17 protein-coding genes are annotated in these 18,334 nt (G+C 67.9%); 5 read left to right on the top strand and 12 right to left on the bottom strand.

The genetic code is table 11. The features are described from left to right. Positions 1–24 precede the first annotated feature (24 nt). A complete protein-coding gene (locus QNO11_RS02595; protein ID WP_257509167.1) occupies positions 25–909 on the top strand; it encodes a glycosyltransferase in 885 nt (294 codons plus the stop codon). After that, a complete protein-coding gene (locus tag QNO11_RS02590; RefSeq protein ID WP_285169654.1) occupies positions 906–1,559 on the top strand; it encodes a polysaccharide deacetylase family protein in 654 nt (217 codons plus the stop codon). The genes QNO11_RS02595 and QNO11_RS02590 overlap by 4 nt, the downstream gene beginning before the upstream one ends. Here the strand turns inward: QNO11_RS02590 and QNO11_RS02585 are convergent. After that, positions 1,543–1,995 carry a VanZ family protein gene (locus QNO11_RS02585; RefSeq protein ID WP_257509165.1) on the bottom strand — a complete coding sequence of 151 codons (453 nt, stop codon included), beginning with the start codon at positions 1,993–1,995 and terminating at the stop codon, positions 1,543–1,545. The genes QNO11_RS02590 and QNO11_RS02585 overlap by 17 nt on opposite strands. 219 nt (positions 1,996–2,214) lie before the next feature. Between QNO11_RS02585 and QNO11_RS02580 the strand changes: the two genes are divergently transcribed. After that, complete coding sequence (locus QNO11_RS02580) at positions 2,215–3,771, top strand: DUF4082 domain-containing protein (RefSeq protein WP_257509164.1); 1,557 nt, start codon at positions 2,215–2,217, stop codon at positions 3,769–3,771. On the opposite strand, the gene QNO11_RS02575 is transcribed toward QNO11_RS02580, so the two are convergent. The 4 genes from QNO11_RS02575 to QNO11_RS02560 all read right to left on the bottom strand — a co-directional run bounded on the left by QNO11_RS02575 (position 3,743) and on the right by QNO11_RS02560 (position 8,107). Next, positions 3,743–4,960 (bottom strand): glycosyltransferase family 4 protein, encoded by a 1,218-nt coding sequence (locus tag QNO11_RS02575; protein WP_257509163.1) that lies wholly within the window; start codon positions 4,958–4,960, stop codon positions 3,743–3,745. The two genes, QNO11_RS02580 and QNO11_RS02575, sit on opposite strands and share 29 nt — an antisense overlap. Positions 4,961–4,982: 22 nt before the next feature. After that, the gene (locus QNO11_RS02570) at positions 4,983–5,927 is read right to left on the bottom strand and encodes a glycosyltransferase family 2 protein (protein ID WP_257509162.1); all 945 of its coding nucleotides are present in this window, start codon (positions 5,925–5,927) and stop codon (positions 4,983–4,985) included. A 2-nt stretch (positions 5,928–5,929) separates the two neighbouring features. Then, positions 5,930–7,204 carry an O-antigen ligase family protein gene (locus tag QNO11_RS02565; protein WP_257509161.1) on the bottom strand — a complete coding sequence of 425 codons (1,275 nt, stop codon included), beginning with the start codon at positions 7,202–7,204 and terminating at the stop codon, positions 5,930–5,932. Between the two features lie 108 nt (positions 7,205–7,312). Beyond that, positions 7,313–8,107 (bottom strand): YveK family protein, encoded by a 795-nt coding sequence (locus QNO11_RS02560; protein WP_257509160.1) that lies wholly within the window; start codon positions 8,105–8,107, stop codon positions 7,313–7,315. Between the two features lie 156 nt (positions 8,108–8,263). On the opposite strand from QNO11_RS02560, the gene QNO11_RS02555 reads away from it, so the two are divergent. Both QNO11_RS02555 and QNO11_RS02550 read left to right on the top strand, forming a co-directional pair. Beyond that, positions 8,264–8,941: a hypothetical protein gene (locus tag QNO11_RS02555; protein WP_257509159.1), complete on the top strand. Its 678-nt coding sequence runs from the start codon at positions 8,264–8,266 to the stop codon at positions 8,939–8,941. Further along, positions 8,928–9,812 (top strand): hypothetical protein, encoded by an 885-nt coding sequence (locus tag QNO11_RS02550; protein WP_257509158.1) that lies wholly within the window; start codon positions 8,928–8,930, stop codon positions 9,810–9,812. Before QNO11_RS02555 ends, QNO11_RS02550 begins: the two co-directional genes overlap by 14 nt. Here QNO11_RS02550 and QNO11_RS02545 read toward each other — a convergent pair. From QNO11_RS02545 to QNO11_RS02515, 7 genes are read right to left on the bottom strand one after another with little or no spacing between them, the layout of a single operon-like run. After that, positions 9,802–10,071, bottom strand: a complete 270-nt coding sequence (locus QNO11_RS02545) for an acyl carrier protein (protein ID WP_257509157.1) — start codon at positions 10,069–10,071, stop codon at positions 9,802–9,804. The two genes, QNO11_RS02550 and QNO11_RS02545, sit on opposite strands and share 11 nt — an antisense overlap. Positions 10,072–10,083: 12 nt before the next feature. Then, the gene (locus QNO11_RS02540; RefSeq protein ID WP_257509156.1) at positions 10,084–11,307 is read right to left on the bottom strand and encodes a pyridoxal-dependent decarboxylase, exosortase A system-associated; all 1,224 of its coding nucleotides are present in this window, start codon (positions 11,305–11,307) and stop codon (positions 10,084–10,086) included. Next, positions 11,304–12,863: an acyl-CoA ligase (AMP-forming), exosortase A system-associated gene (locus QNO11_RS02535; protein ID WP_257509155.1), complete on the bottom strand. Its 1,560-nt coding sequence runs from the start codon at positions 12,861–12,863 to the stop codon at positions 11,304–11,306. The genes QNO11_RS02540 and QNO11_RS02535 overlap by 4 nt, the downstream gene beginning before the upstream one ends. Next, positions 12,860–14,308 carry a glycosyltransferase family 4 protein gene (locus tag QNO11_RS02530; RefSeq protein WP_257509154.1) on the bottom strand — a complete coding sequence of 483 codons (1,449 nt, stop codon included), beginning with the start codon at positions 14,306–14,308 and terminating at the stop codon, positions 12,860–12,862. The genes QNO11_RS02535 and QNO11_RS02530 overlap by 4 nt, the downstream gene beginning before the upstream one ends. After that, on the bottom strand, positions 14,305–15,531 hold the full coding sequence (locus QNO11_RS02525; protein WP_257509153.1) for a rhamnosyltransferase WsaF family glycosyltransferase: 1,227 nt from the start codon (positions 15,529–15,531) through the stop codon (positions 14,305–14,307). Before QNO11_RS02525 ends, QNO11_RS02530 begins: the two co-directional genes overlap by 4 nt. Continuing rightward, positions 15,524–17,050 (bottom strand): lipopolysaccharide biosynthesis protein, encoded by a 1,527-nt coding sequence (locus QNO11_RS02520; protein WP_257509152.1) that lies wholly within the window; start codon positions 17,048–17,050, stop codon positions 15,524–15,526. Before QNO11_RS02520 ends, QNO11_RS02525 begins: the two co-directional genes overlap by 8 nt. Beyond that, entirely contained in the window at positions 17,047–18,321 is a 1,275-nt protein-coding gene (locus QNO11_RS02515) for a glycosyltransferase family 4 protein (protein ID WP_257509151.1), read from the bottom strand. The genes QNO11_RS02520 and QNO11_RS02515 overlap by 4 nt, the downstream gene beginning before the upstream one ends. Positions 18,322–18,334: the final 13 nt, after the last annotated feature.

Raw genomic sequence — 18,334 nt, 5'->3', positions numbered from 1 at the left:
CGCTTCACAGGCACGGATAGAAAGGTGCGTCACAGCATGTTGAGCGTCATCATCGCAGCACACAACGAGGAGAGCGTCCTCGGACCAACCCTCGATGCGCTCCTGGACCAGCCGGGCACGAGGGATGCACAGGTCATCGTGAGCGCGAACGGCTGCACGGACCGAACCGCCGACGTCGCCGCTGCTCGGGGAGTCGTTGTGGTGGACCGCCTCGAGCCGGGCAAGGCCGGCGCGCTGAATGCGGCCGATGCGATCGCGACGGGGTCGGCCCGCATGTATCTCGACGCCGACATCGTGCTGCCGCCCGAGGCGGCGACCCACCTCCTGGGTCACCTCGGGGGGCCACAAAAGCCACTCGCCGTCGTTCCCCGGCGCCGCGTGAACACGTCCGCGTCCGGGCCGCTCGTCAAGGCATACTACGCCATCAACGGCCGGCTTCCGGTGTTCCGCAGGGGGCTGTTCGGCCGGGGGCTCATCCTGCTGTCACAGGAAGGGCGTGGCCGCTTCGGCGCGTTCCCGGCGATGATCGCGGACGACTTGTACGTCGATGCCCAGTTCACCGACGAGGAACGCGTCGAGGCGCACGACGTCGAGGTCGTGATCGAAGCCCCCCGGGACACTCGCAGCCTCGTACGGCGGCTCATCCGCGTCCGCCGTGGGAACGCGCAGATGCGCGCTGCCGGGGCCGTGGAAGGCGACGTTCATGCGGGCGTACGACGATCAGACAAGTGGTCCTGGCTGCGCGACGTGGTCGCCGCAGAACCGCGCCTGTTCCCGGCCGGGCTCGTCTACTGCGCGATCACACTGCTGGCCTCGCTGATGGCCCGACGCGCACCGCGCGGTGACGGCTGGGCGCAGGACCGCAGCACCCGGGTGCCTGATCCTGGCGCGCTCCCCGGGGCGACATGAGGACACACATCTGCTTTCACGGCATCGGCCGGTGCATCCGGGAACGTGAGCCCGGCGAGGCGCGGTACTGGATGACGGAGAAGGTGTTCCTCGAGGTTCTCGACGTACTCGTGGAACACCCGGCCGTCGGGCTGAGTTTCGATGACGGCAACCGCTCAGATGCTGAGATCGCACTTCCCGCGCTACACGAACGAGGCTTGTCCGCCACTTTCTTCGCACTCGCCGGCCGTCTCGACGAGCCGGCGAGTCTGAGGGCGAGCGACCTGAGAGAACTCCGCGGGGCGGGGATGACGATCGGAAGCCATGGCTGGGACCATGTGTCGTGGCGAGGGTTGAGCTCCACGGACGCGCAGCGGGAATTGGTGGACGCGCGCCTGGCACTTGAAGAGGCCAGCGGCACCGTGATCACCGAGGCGGCCCTGCCGTTAGGACGGTATGACCGCACGCTCCTGGTTCGCTTGAAGGCGGCCGGGTACCGCGCCGTCTATACGAGCGACCGGTTTCCCGCCCGCGAACACGGCTGGTTGCGTGCGCGCTACAGCGTGACGGCCGAAGACACCGCCGCGTCCGTGCTCAGCGTCGCCGCCGGGCGGCCAGGACTTCCGGAAGCGCGCAACGTGATTGCCAGCGGGGTCAAGCGACTCCGCTAGACCCGTTCACCGATCCGGCCCTGCGGCACGCGCGCCGGCGGCGCAGCACCAGCATCCACGCCAGCACCGCCCCCAACCCTGCGCCGACAGTGTTCGCAAGGACGTCACGCAGACTCGGCTCGCGTGAGGGGATGAGAAGCTGCGCGAGCTCAGCAGCCACCGAGGCGGCGAGGGCGACGACGACACCCAGCCAATGACGGCGGACAAGAAGGGTGAACAAGAACCCCAGGGGAATGAACATGACGATGTTCGCGGTGAACTCGATCCACCCCGAACCGAACGCGTCGAGCCCGAACAAAGACCTCAGGGCATCCGCGAGTGCGTTCACGACGGCGCCGTAGGAAACCGGTAGGAGCAGGACGAGTCCGACGAGCCCCGCATAGAGCGCGAGTGCGCCCAGTACCCAGCGCCGACCAACGACCTCAGCATCAGTCATGATCTCCCCATCGATCCCGTGAATCGCTCGGCTGCGGCACCCGATCGGGCGATGCAACCACCCCCACCCAGTATGTGAGTCTTCTCTCATTCCGATAAGAGCGGGGTACTCCCGGGGTGATACTCCAAGTACCGAGTACTCATCGATCCCGGAATGACAATGACTCGAAACGCTCTGACTCGCCCTCTCCTTCGCCGCCCACCGCTTCGCCCCGCGCTCGTGGCCACTGCGCTCCTGGCCCTCGTGGCAGCTGGACTCATCGCCGCGCCCGCGGTCGCTGTCCCCGAAGCTGCCACGACCGGCATCTTCGCCGACGACCTCAAGCCGGAAACCGCCGCGGACATCGACCGCAGTCAGGTGGAACTCGGCGTGCGGTTCCGCCCTGGCACCTCTGGGAGCGTCACCGCGCTGCAGTATTACCAGGGCGTGGGCTCCGGCGCCGTGACGACTGCCACGCTCTGGGGATCGGACGGCAGCGTGCTCGCCCGGGTGTCCTTCGAGGAGTCGGCAGAGGTGGGATGGCGCACCATCGAGTTGGATGCGCCCGTCGAACTCACGGCGGGGAGTCAGTACACGGTCTCCTACAACGCCCCCCGCGGCCGCTACCCGGTGATCGAGGAGGATCTGGACAGTGCGCGCCAACAGAACGGCTTCGCTCTGCGCGCCGGTGCCGGCGTCTACCGCTATGGCGACACGAGCGAAGTACCCACCGACACGTACGAGGGCTCGAACTATCTCGTCGACATCGTCTATGTCCCCGCGGCCGGCGGCTCGGAACAGCCTCCGACACCGACACCGACACCGACACCGACACCTGCCCCCAGCCCCACGCCCCGTCCAACGGTCACGCCCAGCCCGACACCCACACCCACACCCACACCCACTCCGACACCGACCGCAGAGCCCACGCCGACGCCGACACCCACCCCGACGCCGACACCCACCCCGACGCCGACACCCACCCCGACGCCGACACCCGGAGGCAGCTTCCCCACCGCCGATTCCGCCGGCCTCCCCGATGGCTGGCAGCCGGCACGCGAGGTCTCGGGCGACTTCTGGGTCCGCACGGCGGGAGCCGTCGTGGAGGACCTCCGCGTGACCAATGGCACGATCTACGTCGATGCCCCCAACGTCACCCTGCGACGGGTCGAGGCGATCAACACGAACGTCGTGAACGACTATCGCAACATCTGTCGCAACGGCCTGGTGATCGAGGACTCGACGTTCACGACGCAGGGCCAGACGTCCGACCAGGACCTGTTCCTCATCGGACCGGGCGGCTACACGGTGCGCAATGTCCTCGTCGACGGCGCTGCCGAGGGCCTGCGTGTCGCGGGTGACGACTACGGGTGTGAGGGCGTGACCGTGGAGGACTCCTTCATCCGCGTGACCTCTCCGGACATCTGCAACGACTGGCACGGCGACGGCATCCAGGGGTACTACGGCGGCCACCTCATTATCCGCAACTCCGCGGTGTTCATGGAGGAGATCAACGGCTGCTACGGCACCGCCGCGTTCTTCTACCCGCACAGTCAGGGCAACACGTCGCTCGACGTCGACGGTCTGCTGGTCAGCGGCGGCGGTTATCCGTTCCGCAATGGGATGCCCGCGACGGTGAGGAACCTGCACGTGCTGGACGGGTCATGGGGCTACGCCCCCATCGATGTGAAGTGCTCGGTGGTATCGGTCTGGCAGGCCGATGTCGCCCGACTCGACGGCTCGGGTCAGCCCGTCCCGATCCGGCCTCTCAGCTGCTCGACGGAGGGCGGTCGCTGACTTCTCCGTAGAACCCGAGCATGCGGTCGAATCGTCGCGGCCAGACGTGGGTGGCCACGACATGATCCCGAGCGGCGGCGCCCATACGGTGCCGTCGGTCGGGATCCGTCACGAGAGCACGCACCGCGCCGGCGACGTCGACCGCCAGTTGCTGTGGCGACGCGGCAGGGAGCACGACGGCACACGTGTCGTTCACGTTGGCGGCAGGTCCGCCACGGTCGCACACGATCACGGGGAGTGAGAACGCCATCGCCTCGAGCGCGACGTTCCCCCCAGGTTCCCGGTAGCTCGGGAACACGAAGATGTCCGCGCGCTCATAGAAGGCGTCGACCGCCGCGCGAGGGAGCGCCCCGTGGAAGGCGACGCGCTCGCCCAGCCCAAGTTCGCCGGCCAGGGCCTCACAGGCCGCCCTGTCGTTCCCATCGCCGACTACGTCCAGCACCACGTCCAGATCGCCGAGCAAGCCCATCGCGCGGATCACGTCCCTGAGCCCTTTCGTGCGCACCGTGCGTCCGACGTGCAGAAGCCGCACCGGTCCGGGGCGCCCGACCCGGTCAATTGGCGCCTGAACGTCGTGGACAGCCGTTTCGCTCATAAACGCCAGTCGCTTGATCGCGAGGCGATCGAGGAAATCCGCCACGTAGGGTGCGATGGCGATCACAAGATCGGCAGACTCGTACGTCCGTCGCAGCAGTGGATCGTGGCGCATACGCAGGCCGTCGAGGCCCCGCAGCCGTTGATACCAGGGGGTGGCTCCCTCTTCGGGTGCGAACGAGGCCGGCGACCCCAGACTCCCCCCGACCGGTCCGATGATCATCGGAATGCCCAGTCCCGCAGCGGGCGATGGGTATCTCATCGCCACCGGAACGACCTGGTGCGCGACATCGAAGTGCTCACCCGCTGCGAGCATGGCGCGAATCCAGCGCCGGGCGCGGGCGTAGAAGGGCACGTATCCCGGCTGCATCAGGCTGTTGAGTCGTTCGAAGCGGCCGACGAACGGGGGCTCCGCCCACTCGATGACCCGCACCCCGGGCAACTGGACCGACACCGGCGTGTGCCCTGCCTTGTAGCTCGTGAGCACCGTCACATCTGAGCGTTCGGCGAGCTCCCTAGCCCATTGGAACGCCAGCCAGGACTCGCCGACATCCTCACCATCGCAGGCGGGTGCGATCAGCAGCACTCGTATCATCGTCACCCCTCGACGTCGCCGGTTACCGCGGGACCAGGCTGGCGGAGGCACCGAGCATGGGGGGCCGCGCGGACGGCCGCACGAGCGCCTTGATCGTCGCCCACGACTTCTCGTGCCCGAGAACGGCACGACGCACCTCGATCAGGACGGTGGCGAAGAAGTAGAGGTGCGCACGCACCGGCCCGGATCGGCGACGGTACAGGCGCACCCGATTCAAGATCTTCATCGTGTGCGTGGTCGAACTCTCCCCTGACCCTCCGCCCACGTGCATCGCGCCGGCCGCGGGCGTGTAGACCGTGCTCCAGCCGGCGTCCCTGGCCCGCAGACTGAGGTCCGTCTCCTCGGAGTACAGGAAGTACGACTCGTCCATCCCGCCGAGCGCGAGATAGCGCTCACGGTCCACCAGCAGGATGGCACCGACCGCCCAGTCCACGTCATGCTCGTGCTCGTACATCCGAGGGTCCTCAATGCGCTCGGTGAATGCGGGCAGGCCGGTGAAGCTCAGCCCGCCGACGCGAAGAAAGCTGGGCCGGCGCCGCAGCGTCGGAGACAGCGAACCGTCCGCCTCGCGGACGCGAGGAGCAACGACCGCGACCTCCGGTCGCGCCAGCACGTCTTTCATGCGCGGCACCGAGTCCGGGTCGAGGGCCGCATCGGGGTTGAGGATTAGCACGGCATCGGCGTCAGGCGACTCCCGCACGGCTAGATTCATACCCGCCGCATAGCCGGTGTTCGTGGATCGCACGACTGTGCAATCCACCCGGTCGGAGAGGAGGGCGAGCGTCTTATCCGTGGAGCCGTTGTCGACGACCACCACCGAATAGCTGAGGTCCGCCATCGCGGCGGGGATGCTGTCGAGCAGTTCCAGGACGTGCCCGGCGCTGTTGTACGTGACCACGACCGCCGCGACATCGACCGAGACGGGTTCTCGCACACCCGCTCCGCGGCCGTGGCTCTGCTGCGTCACCGTCACCACTTCCTTTCCGCCGTTGCTGTCAGTCGTGCCAGCGCCCCGGCCATACCCAGGACGAGGAAGATCGTTCCCATCGTCATCGGGAAGGCGAAGGCGTCGAAGAACGCCAGGCTGGCGAAGCCGGCTGCGACCGCCCCGACCAGCGACACCGCGAGTGGCGCGGTGTCCGCGTCCCTCGCAGTCCGTCGCACGCGCAATAGTTGTGAGATCGCCACGACGCCGATCGCGACGAAGGCCGCCGTGCCGGCGATGCCGAGAGTGACGAGCATCCCCAGATACTGGTTATCGAAGATTCGGTACTTGGGTAGGAAGGTCCCCAACCCCCGCCCGAACACGGGACTGTCGACGATGAAGTGCCAGGCGAAGCCGAAGCTGTCGGTACGTGATGCGATGCTCGGATCCTCATCCGCGCCCGCGAACAGGCCGACGATCGAGTTCAACAGCCGCGGGATGGCGATCGCGACGAGCAGGAGCCCCGCGCCGAGCACGATGGCCGCCACCTTCCGTGCCTTCGGACCCCATGCCACTGCTGAGATCACCACGCCGATAATCGCTCCGAGGTAGGCGGAACGGGACGACGAGACGGCGACCGCGGCAAGGATCGCAAGCGCCGGGGCCCACCGCACCCACCTGTTCAGGTCGGTACGACGCAGCGCCACATGTAGCGCCAGGGGCAGGATCACCGTCAGGAGCGCGCCGTACTCGATCGGATGGATCGCGGTACCGGAGGGGCGCACTAGCCCGTTCCGGCTGAAAAGCGCTGCGTCTGCGACGGACGTGAGCCCCGGAACCGAGATGAGGTCGACCAGCGCCCGTCCCGACAAGAACTGGGCAAGCCCGACGAGGGCGAGGAGGCCGCCAGCGACGGCGAACCGCCACACCAGTGCGTCCAGGCGCCGACGAGACCGCACGCCATCGCAGGTGAGCAGCATCGTGCCCACCCAGGACGCCAGGGCGAGCAGGGCGACATCCGCCGGGCTGACCTCGTCTGCGCTCACCGGCTGCGACATGGTCAGCGCGTACGAGACGCCTACGCAGGCTACGAACACCGCGACGGCCCACTTCGTCGGGGAGGCCACGGCAAAGGTTCCGGGGCGTGCGGTCGTGACCAGCATCGAAACCCACAGCCCCAGACTGAGGATTCCGAGCAGCATGGACGGCGCTCCTGCGCTTCCCAGCGGGCCGACGACCAGACGGGACGGCACCGCGTAAAGCACGAGCAGGTACAGCGTCAGCCAGGTGACGGCGTCACCGGTCTCGTGGCGGCTCACGCCGGTTCCATCGCCCCGGGTCGCTCGAAGGTCCTGCGGCACCGCGACGACATCGCCGCGCGCGCCCCTCGCCGTCGTCATGAGCGACAGGGCGATCCGTGGGACCGCTCAGCCACCGCCGTCTCCCTCGTCCCAGCGGCTTGACCGTGCCAGTACAGCGGGCCGGGGGTCGGCGGGGACGGATTTCACCACGTCCGACTCATCCGTGTCCGGCAATGGCGCGCTCGATCCGCTCAGGATCGGCGCATCCGTGGCGGTCGGATCCGGTGAGTCGGCATCCCTCCCCGACCGGCGACGACGTCGCTTCGAAGACACACGCCCCCGGTCGGTCAGCAAGACCAGCAGCACAGTGAGCGCCAGTCCCGCACCGGCCGCCAGGATGACGATTCTGATGGAGTCGGCGCGATCGGTTTCGGCTTCGGTGTCCATGGCGAGCGGAATCGACGTCGCCGTGGCGTCCGCGGGAGCGCCCACTTCCTGCTGCAGCCGAGTCAACGTGGCCGGAATTGACCCGGCGACGTAGGCCAGCGTGTCCAGCGCCCCCTCGGCACTCGCGTCGATCACATCGATGGCGATCACCGGGCCGCGTGTCGACTCTTCTATCGAGACGGTGACAACCGCACCGGGCGCGCGTTGAGCGATCTCTTCCTGGGCGGCATTACTCGAGTACGAAGCCACGAGGACCCGCGCCGGCAGGTCCAGTCCACCCAGCGCCAGGAACGGATTACTGCCGCCGGCGACCTCTTCGTCGACCGGCGGAATCAGTAGCACCAGCCCCCGCGCCGTATAGGTCGGCGGGAACAGCACCATGGCACCCGCTGCCATGCCTGCGGTGACGATAAGACCGAGCAGCGCAACATACCAACGGCGCCGGAGCGCGCCAATAATCCCAGAGAACACCATTCAGCCCCCCCGCCGATCCTGTCCCCGCCATCACCATACAATGCCGATGCTCACAGACCTAGAGAACCCGGCAACTCCCCGGTCGAGAGCATTTTCCTTCCACTGCTCAGCGTCGGCCGTTAGGGTTGGACGAGGGGTTCTGCGATCGTCGGGGGGATGATGGCGCTGGCGCAGCTGTTCCGTGTGTTCCTGAGCCGGTGGCCGGCCGTGGTCATCGGTGCGCTCTGCACCGCGGGCGCGATGCTGGGGGTCCTCGGAGCCGAAGGCGCGTATTGGTCCCGGACGTCGCTGGTGTTCCTCGCGCCGTCGAGCGAGCTGTTTCCCAACTCCCTGCAGACGCGTTCCGAAGACCTCATCATCACGGCCGGTCTGGTGGCCAAACGCGTGAACGGCCCCGACAAAGTTCAGAAGTTCGCCTCGACAGAAACCACGTTGGTGGGCATCCCGGGCACCACGGACGGAGTCTGGCTCCGCCTGCCGGACTCCGGCGGGCAGTGGGCGCCCAGCTTCGCCGACCAGTTCCTCCTGCTGGACGTGATGGGCGACTCGGCGGATGAGGTGAGGGCAAAGCAGCTGGCCGTGATCGACCGCGCCCGCGAGGAACTCGACCTTATGCAGCGAGAACAGAACGTGGACCCGGTCAACGACATCACGCTCAAGGTTGCGCCCGAGACGCCCCCGGTCTTCCATGTCACCGGTAGCCGCATCCGCTCACTGGGCATGACCGCGGCGGTGGGGCTTGGAGCGACCCTGGCTGCGATCGTCGCGCTGGAGCAGCGCTCCAGACGGATTCGGCTTCCCGACGATCAGGGAACGCGGCGTGACAGCACCTGACGCAGGGCGGTTCGCGACCGTGGTGGTGCGACCGATCCAGGACGAGGACGCCGGGGATGTCGCCCAGTTCCTGCACGAGAACCTGAACGCCCGTGTGCCCCGCGATGCGTGGCTGGCGATGCTGCAGCCGCCCTGGCGATCGGCCGGGCCGGATCACGGAAGGATGCTGTTGGTCGATGGGCGCCTGGTGGGCGTCTACGCCGCGGTCTACTCGAAGCGGGAGGTCGGCGGAACTGAGGTGGCGCTGTGCAACCTGGCCGCGTTCTGCGTCCTGGAGCCGCACCGCACGCACGCCTTGCGCCTGCTGCGATCCCTCCTATCACAGCGCTCCTTCGTCTTCACCGACCTGTCCCCCAGCGGCAACGTCGTCGCGATGAACGAGCGACTGGGGTTCCGACGGCTGGACACCTCGACGCGGCTAGTGGTGAATGTCCCGCGGCCCACTCCGTTGGGGATTATCATCTCCGACGACTCCGCGGACCTCAAGCGGACACTACGCGGACCCGACGTAGCGATCTACCGAGACCACAAGCAGACCGCAGCGGCGCGGCATCTGCTCGTCCGGCGCGGCGGTGAGTATGCGTACCTGGTGTTCCGGGTGGACCGACGCAAGCGACTCCCGCTGTTCGCATCACCCCTCTACATCGGCGGCGACCCTGCGACCCTGGAAGCCGGCTTCGACGCCATTCGCTCGCATCTGCTGCTGCGGTATGGCTTGCCCTTCCTCCTCGCCGAGCGGCGGATGCTGCCCTTCGCGCGCGGCTGGGGGAAGGAACTGGCCGAGCCTCGTCCGAAGATGGTTCGCGGCGACGGATTCCCTCCTGAGAGCGTCGACTACCTGTACAGCGAGCTCGCGCTGCTCAACTGGTGAGGACGGATCCGCCCAGCTTCCCCTCGATGAACGCGCTCAACGATCCCAGCGTCTCGAACAGCTCGGCGCCGAACTCGTCGTCCTCGATCGTGATGTCGAAGCGTTCCTCCAGCGCCCCGACGAGCGCCACCACGCCGAACGAGTCCAGCTCCGGCAGCGAACCGAACAGTTCCGTGTGCACGGCAAGGTCGGCTGGCGACTGCTGAAGCTCGAGCGCGTCGATGAGTACTTCGCGGACAGAGTCGATGGTGTTAGGCATGATGCCTCCCTTTCAGACGAGGACTTCGGCGGGGGCAGGATGCCCCAGGAACGCCGTGGGACTTGCGGTCAGGCCGTACGCGCCTGCCTGGAAAATCACGATCATGTCGTCGATCTGCGCGGGCGGGAGCCGCACCGCGTCGCCGAGCAGATCCAGCGGCGTGCAGAGGCAACCGACAACGCTCACCGGGTCCGTCGCAGCCCCCGCCACACGATTACCCACCGCTAGCGGATAATTGCGTCGGATCGCCTGCCCGAAGTTGCCGGACGCCGCGAGCTGATGGTGCATGCCGCCGTCGACGACGAGATATGTCTTGCCGCGCGACACCTTGCGGTCGACGACCCGGGTGACGTACACGCCGCACTCGCCGACGATGAACCGGCCCAGCTCGATGACTGGTCGCAGACCCGGGAACCGCGCAGCGATCGGTCCCCGTGTCAGGCTCTGCAGATGCCCCGCCACCGCCAGCAGATCCAGCGGGCGATCCTTCTCGGTATAGGGGATACCGAAGCCGCCGCCGAGATTCAGGTAGCGCAGCTGCCCGGGCAGCGCGTCCGCGAGGGTGCTGGCCAGCTCCACGGTGCGTGTCTGTGCCTCCGCAATGATCTCGGCGTGGAGGTTCTGCGATCCCGCGAAGATGTGGAACCCGGCGACGTCGAGTGCACCGGCGAACTCACTGAGGACGTCGGGGACCACCTCGGCGTCGATGCCGAACTGCTGCGACCCCCCACCCATGCGCATTCCGGACCCCTTGACGGCGAAATCCGGATTCACCCGGATGGCCACCGTAGGCGTGAGACCGAGGGACTCGCCCGCCGCGATGACACGGGATATCTCCGTGGTCGACTCCACTTCGACGATCACACCGGCGGCAACGGCCTGTGCGATCTCCGCGGCCGTCTTGCCCGGCCCCGCGAAGCTCACCCGCGAAGCGGGGATGCCGGTATCTAACGCAACGTGCATCTCGCCCGCCGATGCCACGTCGATGCGGTCCACCCTGGTGCTCAGATGGTGGACCACCGCGGGCATGGGGTTTGCCTTCATGGCGTAACTGACCTCGATGCCCTCCCCCAGCGCACCGCGCAGTTCTGCCACCCTCTCGTCCAGCAGCCGTCGATCGTAGGCGAAGAACGGTGTCGCTCCGACGCGCGCTGCGAGGCGGCTGAGCGGCATGCCACCGACGCGCAGCTCACCCGCGACGGTGCCGAACGCGGCGACGTGCTCGTGCGGAGTCATCGCGAGACCTCCGCCTTTATGAAGGCGCGGTCAAACTTGCCGTTGGGAGAGCGCGGCAGGTCATCCTGCACGACGACTCTGGAGGGCATCATGTAGGCCGGCACCCTGCTGCGCAGCGCTCCCGTGAGCCCGTCGCCGGCCAGCGCGTCACCCGCGGGCGTGACCACCAAGACGATGCGCTGACCGAGGGCTTCGTCCGCGACACCGATCGCGACGACGTCGCGCACCAGCCCGGTACTGTAGGCGGCTTCCTCCAACTCGGTCGGACTCACACGGTATCCCGAGGTCTTGATCATGTCGTCAACCCTTCCGACGAAGTAGAGATACCCGTCGTCATCGGCGACGACGGTGTCGCCCGACCACACCGCACGTTCGGGCGCACGCCAGTCCTGATCGGGATGCGCGAAGAGGCGGAACCGCTCCGCGGTGCGCTCGGTGTCGTTCCAGTAGCCGAGCGCCACCAGCGCGCCCCGATGTACCAGCTCCCCCGGCTCGCCCGGCTCGCAAGACGAACCGTCGGGCCGCAGCACCAGGATCTCGGCGGCCGGGATCGCCTTGCCGATCGAATCCGGCCGGCGATCGACCTCGGAAGGTTCGAGGTAGGTCGATCGGAACGCCTCGGTCAGTCCGTACATGAGATAGGGGTCCGCGTCGCTGAACGTGGCGCGCAGCCGGTTCAGGGTGGTCTGCGGCATCCGTCCGCCGGTGTTCGCCCAGTAGCGGATGCGACGGGCGACAGGCTGCGGCCATGCCACGTCCACCAGCTGGATCCACAGCGGCGGGACGCAAGTCACCCCCGTCACGCCGTATTCGGCGCACAGCTTCGGCACGTCCTGAGGTAGCAGGTAGTTCATCAACACGCAGTGTGCTCCGACAGCGAACGCGGTGGTCACCTGACTCAACCCGGCGTCGAAGCTGAGCGGAAGGATGCTGAGGATGACATCGTCTGCGCTGTTGCCGAGGTAGGCGCTGACGCTCGCCGCGCCCACCAGCAGGTTGCGGTGACTCAGCACGACCCCCTTCGGCCTGCCGGTGCTGCCGGAGGTGTAGAGGATGGCGGCAGGATCGATGTCGATCGAGGTCGTCGGCAGGTCAGGTGCCGACGAGCCCGCATCGGTCCACGCATGCACGCCGATGTCTCCTGCAGCGTGCGCTGGCTGTTCGCCGACGATGACGACCGTCTCGATCGTCGTCCCAGCGAGCACCTGGGCCAATTGCGCCAGCCGCGCGGCGGAGGTGACGAGGACACGTGCGCCGCTGTCGGTGAGGATGTGCTCGACCTGCGCGGGTTTGAGGACGTGGTTCACCGGGACGAACACGCCGTCCGCCGCAGACGTGGCGAAGATCGCCGCCACCGTCTCGAGCCGCTTCTCGAGGTAGATCGCGACACGGTCCCCCCGCCGCAGGCCGATGCGAAGCAGCAGGCCTGCGGCGGCGGCGGCCTCCGCCCAGGTCCGCCGATACGTCCACGTCACCGAATGGGACGACACCGCCCGCGCGTCCGGGGTGAGGTGCGCCTGCGTCTCAAGCAGATGATGCAGTCGCGCACGGATCACGGGGTGCTCCACTGCCGCGGGCGCCGCTCGAACGGCTCAGCTGCGGCGAGCACCACGGGGCGGTCCCCACGAGCCGCCGTCGTGCTCGCATCTGCCTGGTCCGCCGCCGGTGGCGCGCACCGCAGCCTCAGGTAGCGGTGCAACTCCGCCGCGTCATCGAGCGGGACATACGCACGACCCTGCTCGTCCACCCCCGGCAGGTCGGTACTCAGCGGCACCGCGGGTCCGGGCTGTGAGAAACCCGACACCTCGTCGAAGACGGCGACGTACGCCGCTGCTTGCGGCCGCCAATCCAACTCGGCGGACACACGAGCACGGGCGCGAGCGCCCAGCGCCGCGCGTGCGTCGGGGTCATCGGCGAGCGCCTCGATCGCGTCGGCGAAGGCGGTGATGTCACCGGAGGGCACGTAGACGACGCTCGTCCCACCGGAGACGCGGGTCTCCGCGAGATCGAAGGAGACCGCGGGCAAGGCGTATGCCATGTACTCCATGGTCTTGTTCATGGTGGAGACGTCGTTCAGTGGCGTCTTCAGGTCGGGGCTCAGGCCGATGTCGGCGGCGCTGAGATGCTCAGCGATCGCGACGCGATCGACCCGACCGGTGAAGGTCACCCGGTCGTCGAGTCCCAGGCGCGTGCTCTGAGCGCGTAGCGCCTCGAGGCAGTCGCCGAACCCGAGGAGGGTGGCGGTGATGTCGGTGCGCCCGCGGGCGTGGACGAGTTCGGACATGACCTCCAGAATCTGGTCGACCCCGTCCTGCGGGCCCATGATCCCCAGGTAGACAAGATTGATGGTCCCCGCGGGGAAGGGCTTGGCAGGGTAGATCGGGCGCATTTTCTGCGTGTCCGGGCCGCTGCGCACCACCGTAGCGTGCCCTGCTCGCCGCCCGCCACGGCTGATGGCGACGGACTTGTACGACTCGTTGGTGGAGATGATGCGGTCAGCGGTGTGGAACGAACGCCGCTCGAGCCACCGCAGCCCGGCATACTCCAACCGTTTGAGCAGGCTCGTGGGGTCACCGAAACGGGAGAGGAACAGCTCCGGGTTGAGATCGTGGTGATCAAAGACGAACCGCACCCCGAACGGCCGCCACAGCAGCGCGAGGAGCCAGTAGGTGTCGGGCGGGTTGCAGGCCTGCATGATCTCGAAGCGCGCATGACGGCGCACAGCGAGGGACAGGCGCGCCGTTCGCGTCCAACTGACGGCGAACTCCCGGATGTAGCCGAAGAGTCCACGCGCTTCGGGAGCGGGACGGTACTTGTAGATGTCGACGCCGTCGATCCGCTGTCGCAGCGGGTCCCCGGGGCCCTGCGGACAGATGACGCTGACACCATACCCGCGCGCGACGAGCGCCTGGCATTCCAGCCAGACTCGCCGATCCAGCGGCACAGGCAGGTTCTGCACGATGATGAGCACGTGCGGGGTGGTAACCGCGTTCCGAGTCATGACGTCTCTCCCAACGGTCCATAGACCTCGTCTTCGATGATGCGCGCGACGTCTGTCTGCGCCTTCGTCCAGCCGAACCGCCGCACCGATGCCGCGGCTGCCGCGGCGCGCGCGTCCCTGTCGGCACGGGATACCGCATCGCCCAGCGCGCGGGCGATCGCCAGCGGTGTCGGTGCCGCCCACGCCACCTGATCGTTGGGCAGGTCGGCTCGGGAGTTGCGCGAGTCGTTGACGACCGGGATCGTTCCGGCGGCGAGCATCTCCTCGGCGACGAGAGAGATGTTCGTGAAGGACATCGCAAGCCCGGCCACGCAGCGGTTGTAGAGCTCGTTCAGAGCGACCGGGCTCAGCTTTCCATGCTGCGTGGCCGGGAAGCTCAGCCCCTTCGCTTCGGATCCGTAGAGGTGGATCTCGACATCGGGGTGTGTCCGGTGGAACTCCTCCAGTGCTAGCCGGGCCAGCCAGAATCCGCGGCGGGCCACATCGGGGCGCGCGTAGAGCACGACGCCCGTGCGCCGCATATCCGGCAGCGGGCGGTACACCGAGGTGTCGCATCCGAACTCGGTGACATCCGGGTCGATGCCGATCTCCTCGCGCAGCGCGGTGGCGACCATGTGGCCGAGGGCGATCGTGCGGAAGCCGAAGCGGTACGTGTCCTCGGCGAGGGAGTACCAGGATCCCCGCCCGTAGAAGTAGGGCTCGAAGTCCTGCACAAAGTACAGACGGCGCATCGGCGCTCCGCCCCGGCGTGCCAGCACGTGCGCGGTGTCCCACGAGGATGCCACGGCGGCGTCAACACCGGTGATCTCGGCGGCGCCGTCTCTGACGGACGCCTTGACGTTGGGCCACCACTCCCGCAGCACCCGTTCGTGCGCCGCGAGGTCACCGCCATAGCGGTCGTAGACGAACAACACACACCGATGCCCCGCCTGCTCCACCGCCTCCACCATGCGAAGCAAGGTCGTGTGCCCGCCCGACCCTGCTGCGGGGGGAGCGGTGACCCAGCCGATCGTGAGCGGCTCGCCCCGCCGCGGACGAACGGTCGGCACCGCGAGCGAGAGGTCGAGCGAGTCCGCGATGTCGCCGGGGAGGAGGTCCTCGTCCAGATGCGCGGCACCGACGTGTCGGTAGGCGGCGCGCGCGGCGCGTTGGATCAGCGCGTGCGCTCCGCCGGTGCGCAGCACTCGCGCAGCCTTTCCGGCACGAATGTGGAGGTCAACCATGGTGACTCCTTTGTTCCGCGATTGCGCTCACGCGGCGCCTTAAGCCGAATCGGTGAAGATAGGTGCGCAGATCGGCGAACACGGCGCGAGCCATCAGCCAGGCCACCCCCGCGTGCACGGCGAGCACAGCGCAGGCCGCAAGCGCCACCTGCGCGATCGGCGGCAGCGAGGCGCTGAGCGACATCGCCGCCCACCCGGCGCCCCCGGAGAGCAAGACGGAGGTGGCGAGGAAGGCGAAGGAGCCGATCAGCGTCAGCGGCGACGCCCCCAGAACTCGTGCGACGATGAACCAGCGGGCGGCGGTGGCCACGACGGCCACCATCAGGAAGCCGACGGCGACCGCAACGAGTCCTGCGCTCACGGCGACCGCCGTGACGCCGATGGTCAGGGCGTCGACGAGGATCGCGTAGAGAAACCATCGGCCGGGCTTGCCCAGTCCGTAGAACAGACCGTGGTCGAGGGTGGCGCCGACGACGACGGTGCCCGCGAGGGCGAGGAACTGCACGACTGGCACACTGGCCTCCCATCCCTGCCCGAACACAAGGGGCACGATCGCCGATGCGCCCACGGCGAGCACCACCAGCGGAGGGGACATGAGTGCGTACGTCGCCCGCAGTGCCTTGACGTATGCCGCAGTGAGACGTTCTGACGAGTCGCGGATCTTCGCGAAGGCGACGGTCGTAACCGGAAGCAGCGCCGCCCCGGCCAAGTCCTGCACGATCTGGACGAGCTTCTGAGCGATGGAAAGGTACCCGTAGGCGGTCAGCCCGAGCACATTCGACACGATGGCCGCTTCGCCGGTCGCCCGCACCATCGCGACGACTTCGACCCCGAGCACCTTGCCGCCGAAGGCGGCCATGGTGCGGAATTCACGCAATGAGAAGAGAAAGGCGGGCCACCAGCGCGCCGCCACGCAGGCCAGGGCTGTCATCACGAGTTGGGCGCTGATCGTCTGCAGGACCAGAGCCCACACCCCGAGACCGCCCAGGGCAGCGCCGACGGCGACCGCTTGTCCGACCAGGGATGCGGCGACGCCCTGGCCGGCCAGCGCGCGGAACTGCATGCGACGACGCAGCAGCGCCATCGGCACGGAGGACAGCGCCGTCAGCACGACGACGATCGACAGCGCCCTGATGACGGGCGCGACACTCGGGGAGCCGAACATGACCGCGAACAGCGGCGCGGCGACGAAGAGCAAGCCCGCGAGCGCGACGCCCGCGGTCAGCGAGAACCAGAACGCGGTGCTCAGCGTGCGCGGGTCGGCACGCTCGGCTTGCACGATGTAGGTGGCGAATCCCAGGTCGCTGAGCAAGTAGAAGAAGGGCAGCAACGTCGCGGCAGCGGCTACAAGGCCGAATTCCTCGGGGCTCAGAAAGCGGGTGAGAATCGCGAGCGTCACGACGCCGGCGATACGAATCGCCCACTTCTGCGCGGTCAGCCACAGCACCCCTGCCACCGCACGGTCACCGACCGGAGCGCCCGCATCCACGTCTGATTCACTGTCGTGCGACACGCTCATGGCCGCCGCCCGGCGGACACGGTTGCCTCAGGGATCGCCCACTCCATGCGTAGCGATGGCACCCCTCGGAAGGCGCCGCCGGTCAACCGCATGGCAGAACGCTGGCCGCGACCGAGGAGGATTCGGGCTTCGATATTGAGATCGCGCACCCACGACCACGGCGAGGCGCGGCGGATTGCCTCTTCATAGACGACGGCGAGACGACCCGCCATTGCGGGTAAGCCGAAATGCTCTTGCGCGAACGACCGGCCGAAGGCCCCCAGACGCGCACGGTGTTCAGGTCGCGTCGTGAGATCGCGGAGGTGGCGAATCAGCTGCTCTTCGCCGTCCGTGCACTCCAGCGGGCTCCAGAAACTGCTGCGGAAGATCTCCCCCGCAGTCTCCGGCGTGAACACATCGCTCCAGCCCCGCTCGCCCAAGACCACCACGGGCTTGCCGAAGGCGAGCCCGCGCGCCGCGGAGCCACCCATTCCGAGCACGATGTCCGCTGCTTCATAGACCGGACGCGGATCCGACAGAGGCCCCATGAATCGGACTGCGACGCGTCCCAGCAGGTCGTTGATGCGTTCGCCCAGCGAGCGCAGCCGCTCCTGGGCGTCCCCGGTACCGGCGACGAGGAGAACGACACGAGGGTCCTGGATGCGCGCTACCGCACGCATCGTGCATTCGATGCCGACCGCCTTCATCTCACTGCTCAATCGAGAGACAATCGCGAGCACAATCGCATCAGGGGCCACACCTGCACTCCGGCGCAGCGTGTTCGCATCCGAAACCCCGGGAGCATCTCGCACGGTGTCGACCGGTGGGCTGATGAGATGGACACCGCCAGGCCAACCCTCGAGTGCATCTCGCAGGTAGCCTGTCCCCACGATGAGCGGGGAGTGCCGGTGGCTACGAGGATCAAATGACATTTCGTAGACGGTTCGGACGATGCCCCGCCGCCCGAGCACCGCCGCTCCCCAGTAGGCCGCCCGCTCCGATGAGCTGAACGCGTGGACGACGTCCGCGTCCCATTCGCGAGCGAAGCGGGCAATCTGACGGGCACGTCCCGACATGCTCTCGGCGCGCTGATACGCCCGGATGGGCAGGCCGTACTCCGCTGCGATGTCGACCACCGAGGGCCCTACCGGGGGCAGCGTCTGCCGAGGACCGACCAACAAGCTGTCGTAGCCGGCTGCCGTCAGTCCGGCAGACAACTGCACAGCGTTGATCTGAGCGCCACCCAACTCCAGATTGTCCAGCTCGACCAGCACTCGACGGCGGCCGGTCACGCTCCTCTGTCCC

It is taken from the genome of Microbacterium sp. zg-B96 (assembly GCF_030246865.1).
GTDB lineage: Bacteria > Actinomycetota > Actinomycetes > Actinomycetales > Microbacteriaceae > Microbacterium.
The sequence above is the reverse complement of the archived record's forward strand: the minus strand, read 5'-3'. Positions and strand labels throughout refer to the sequence as shown.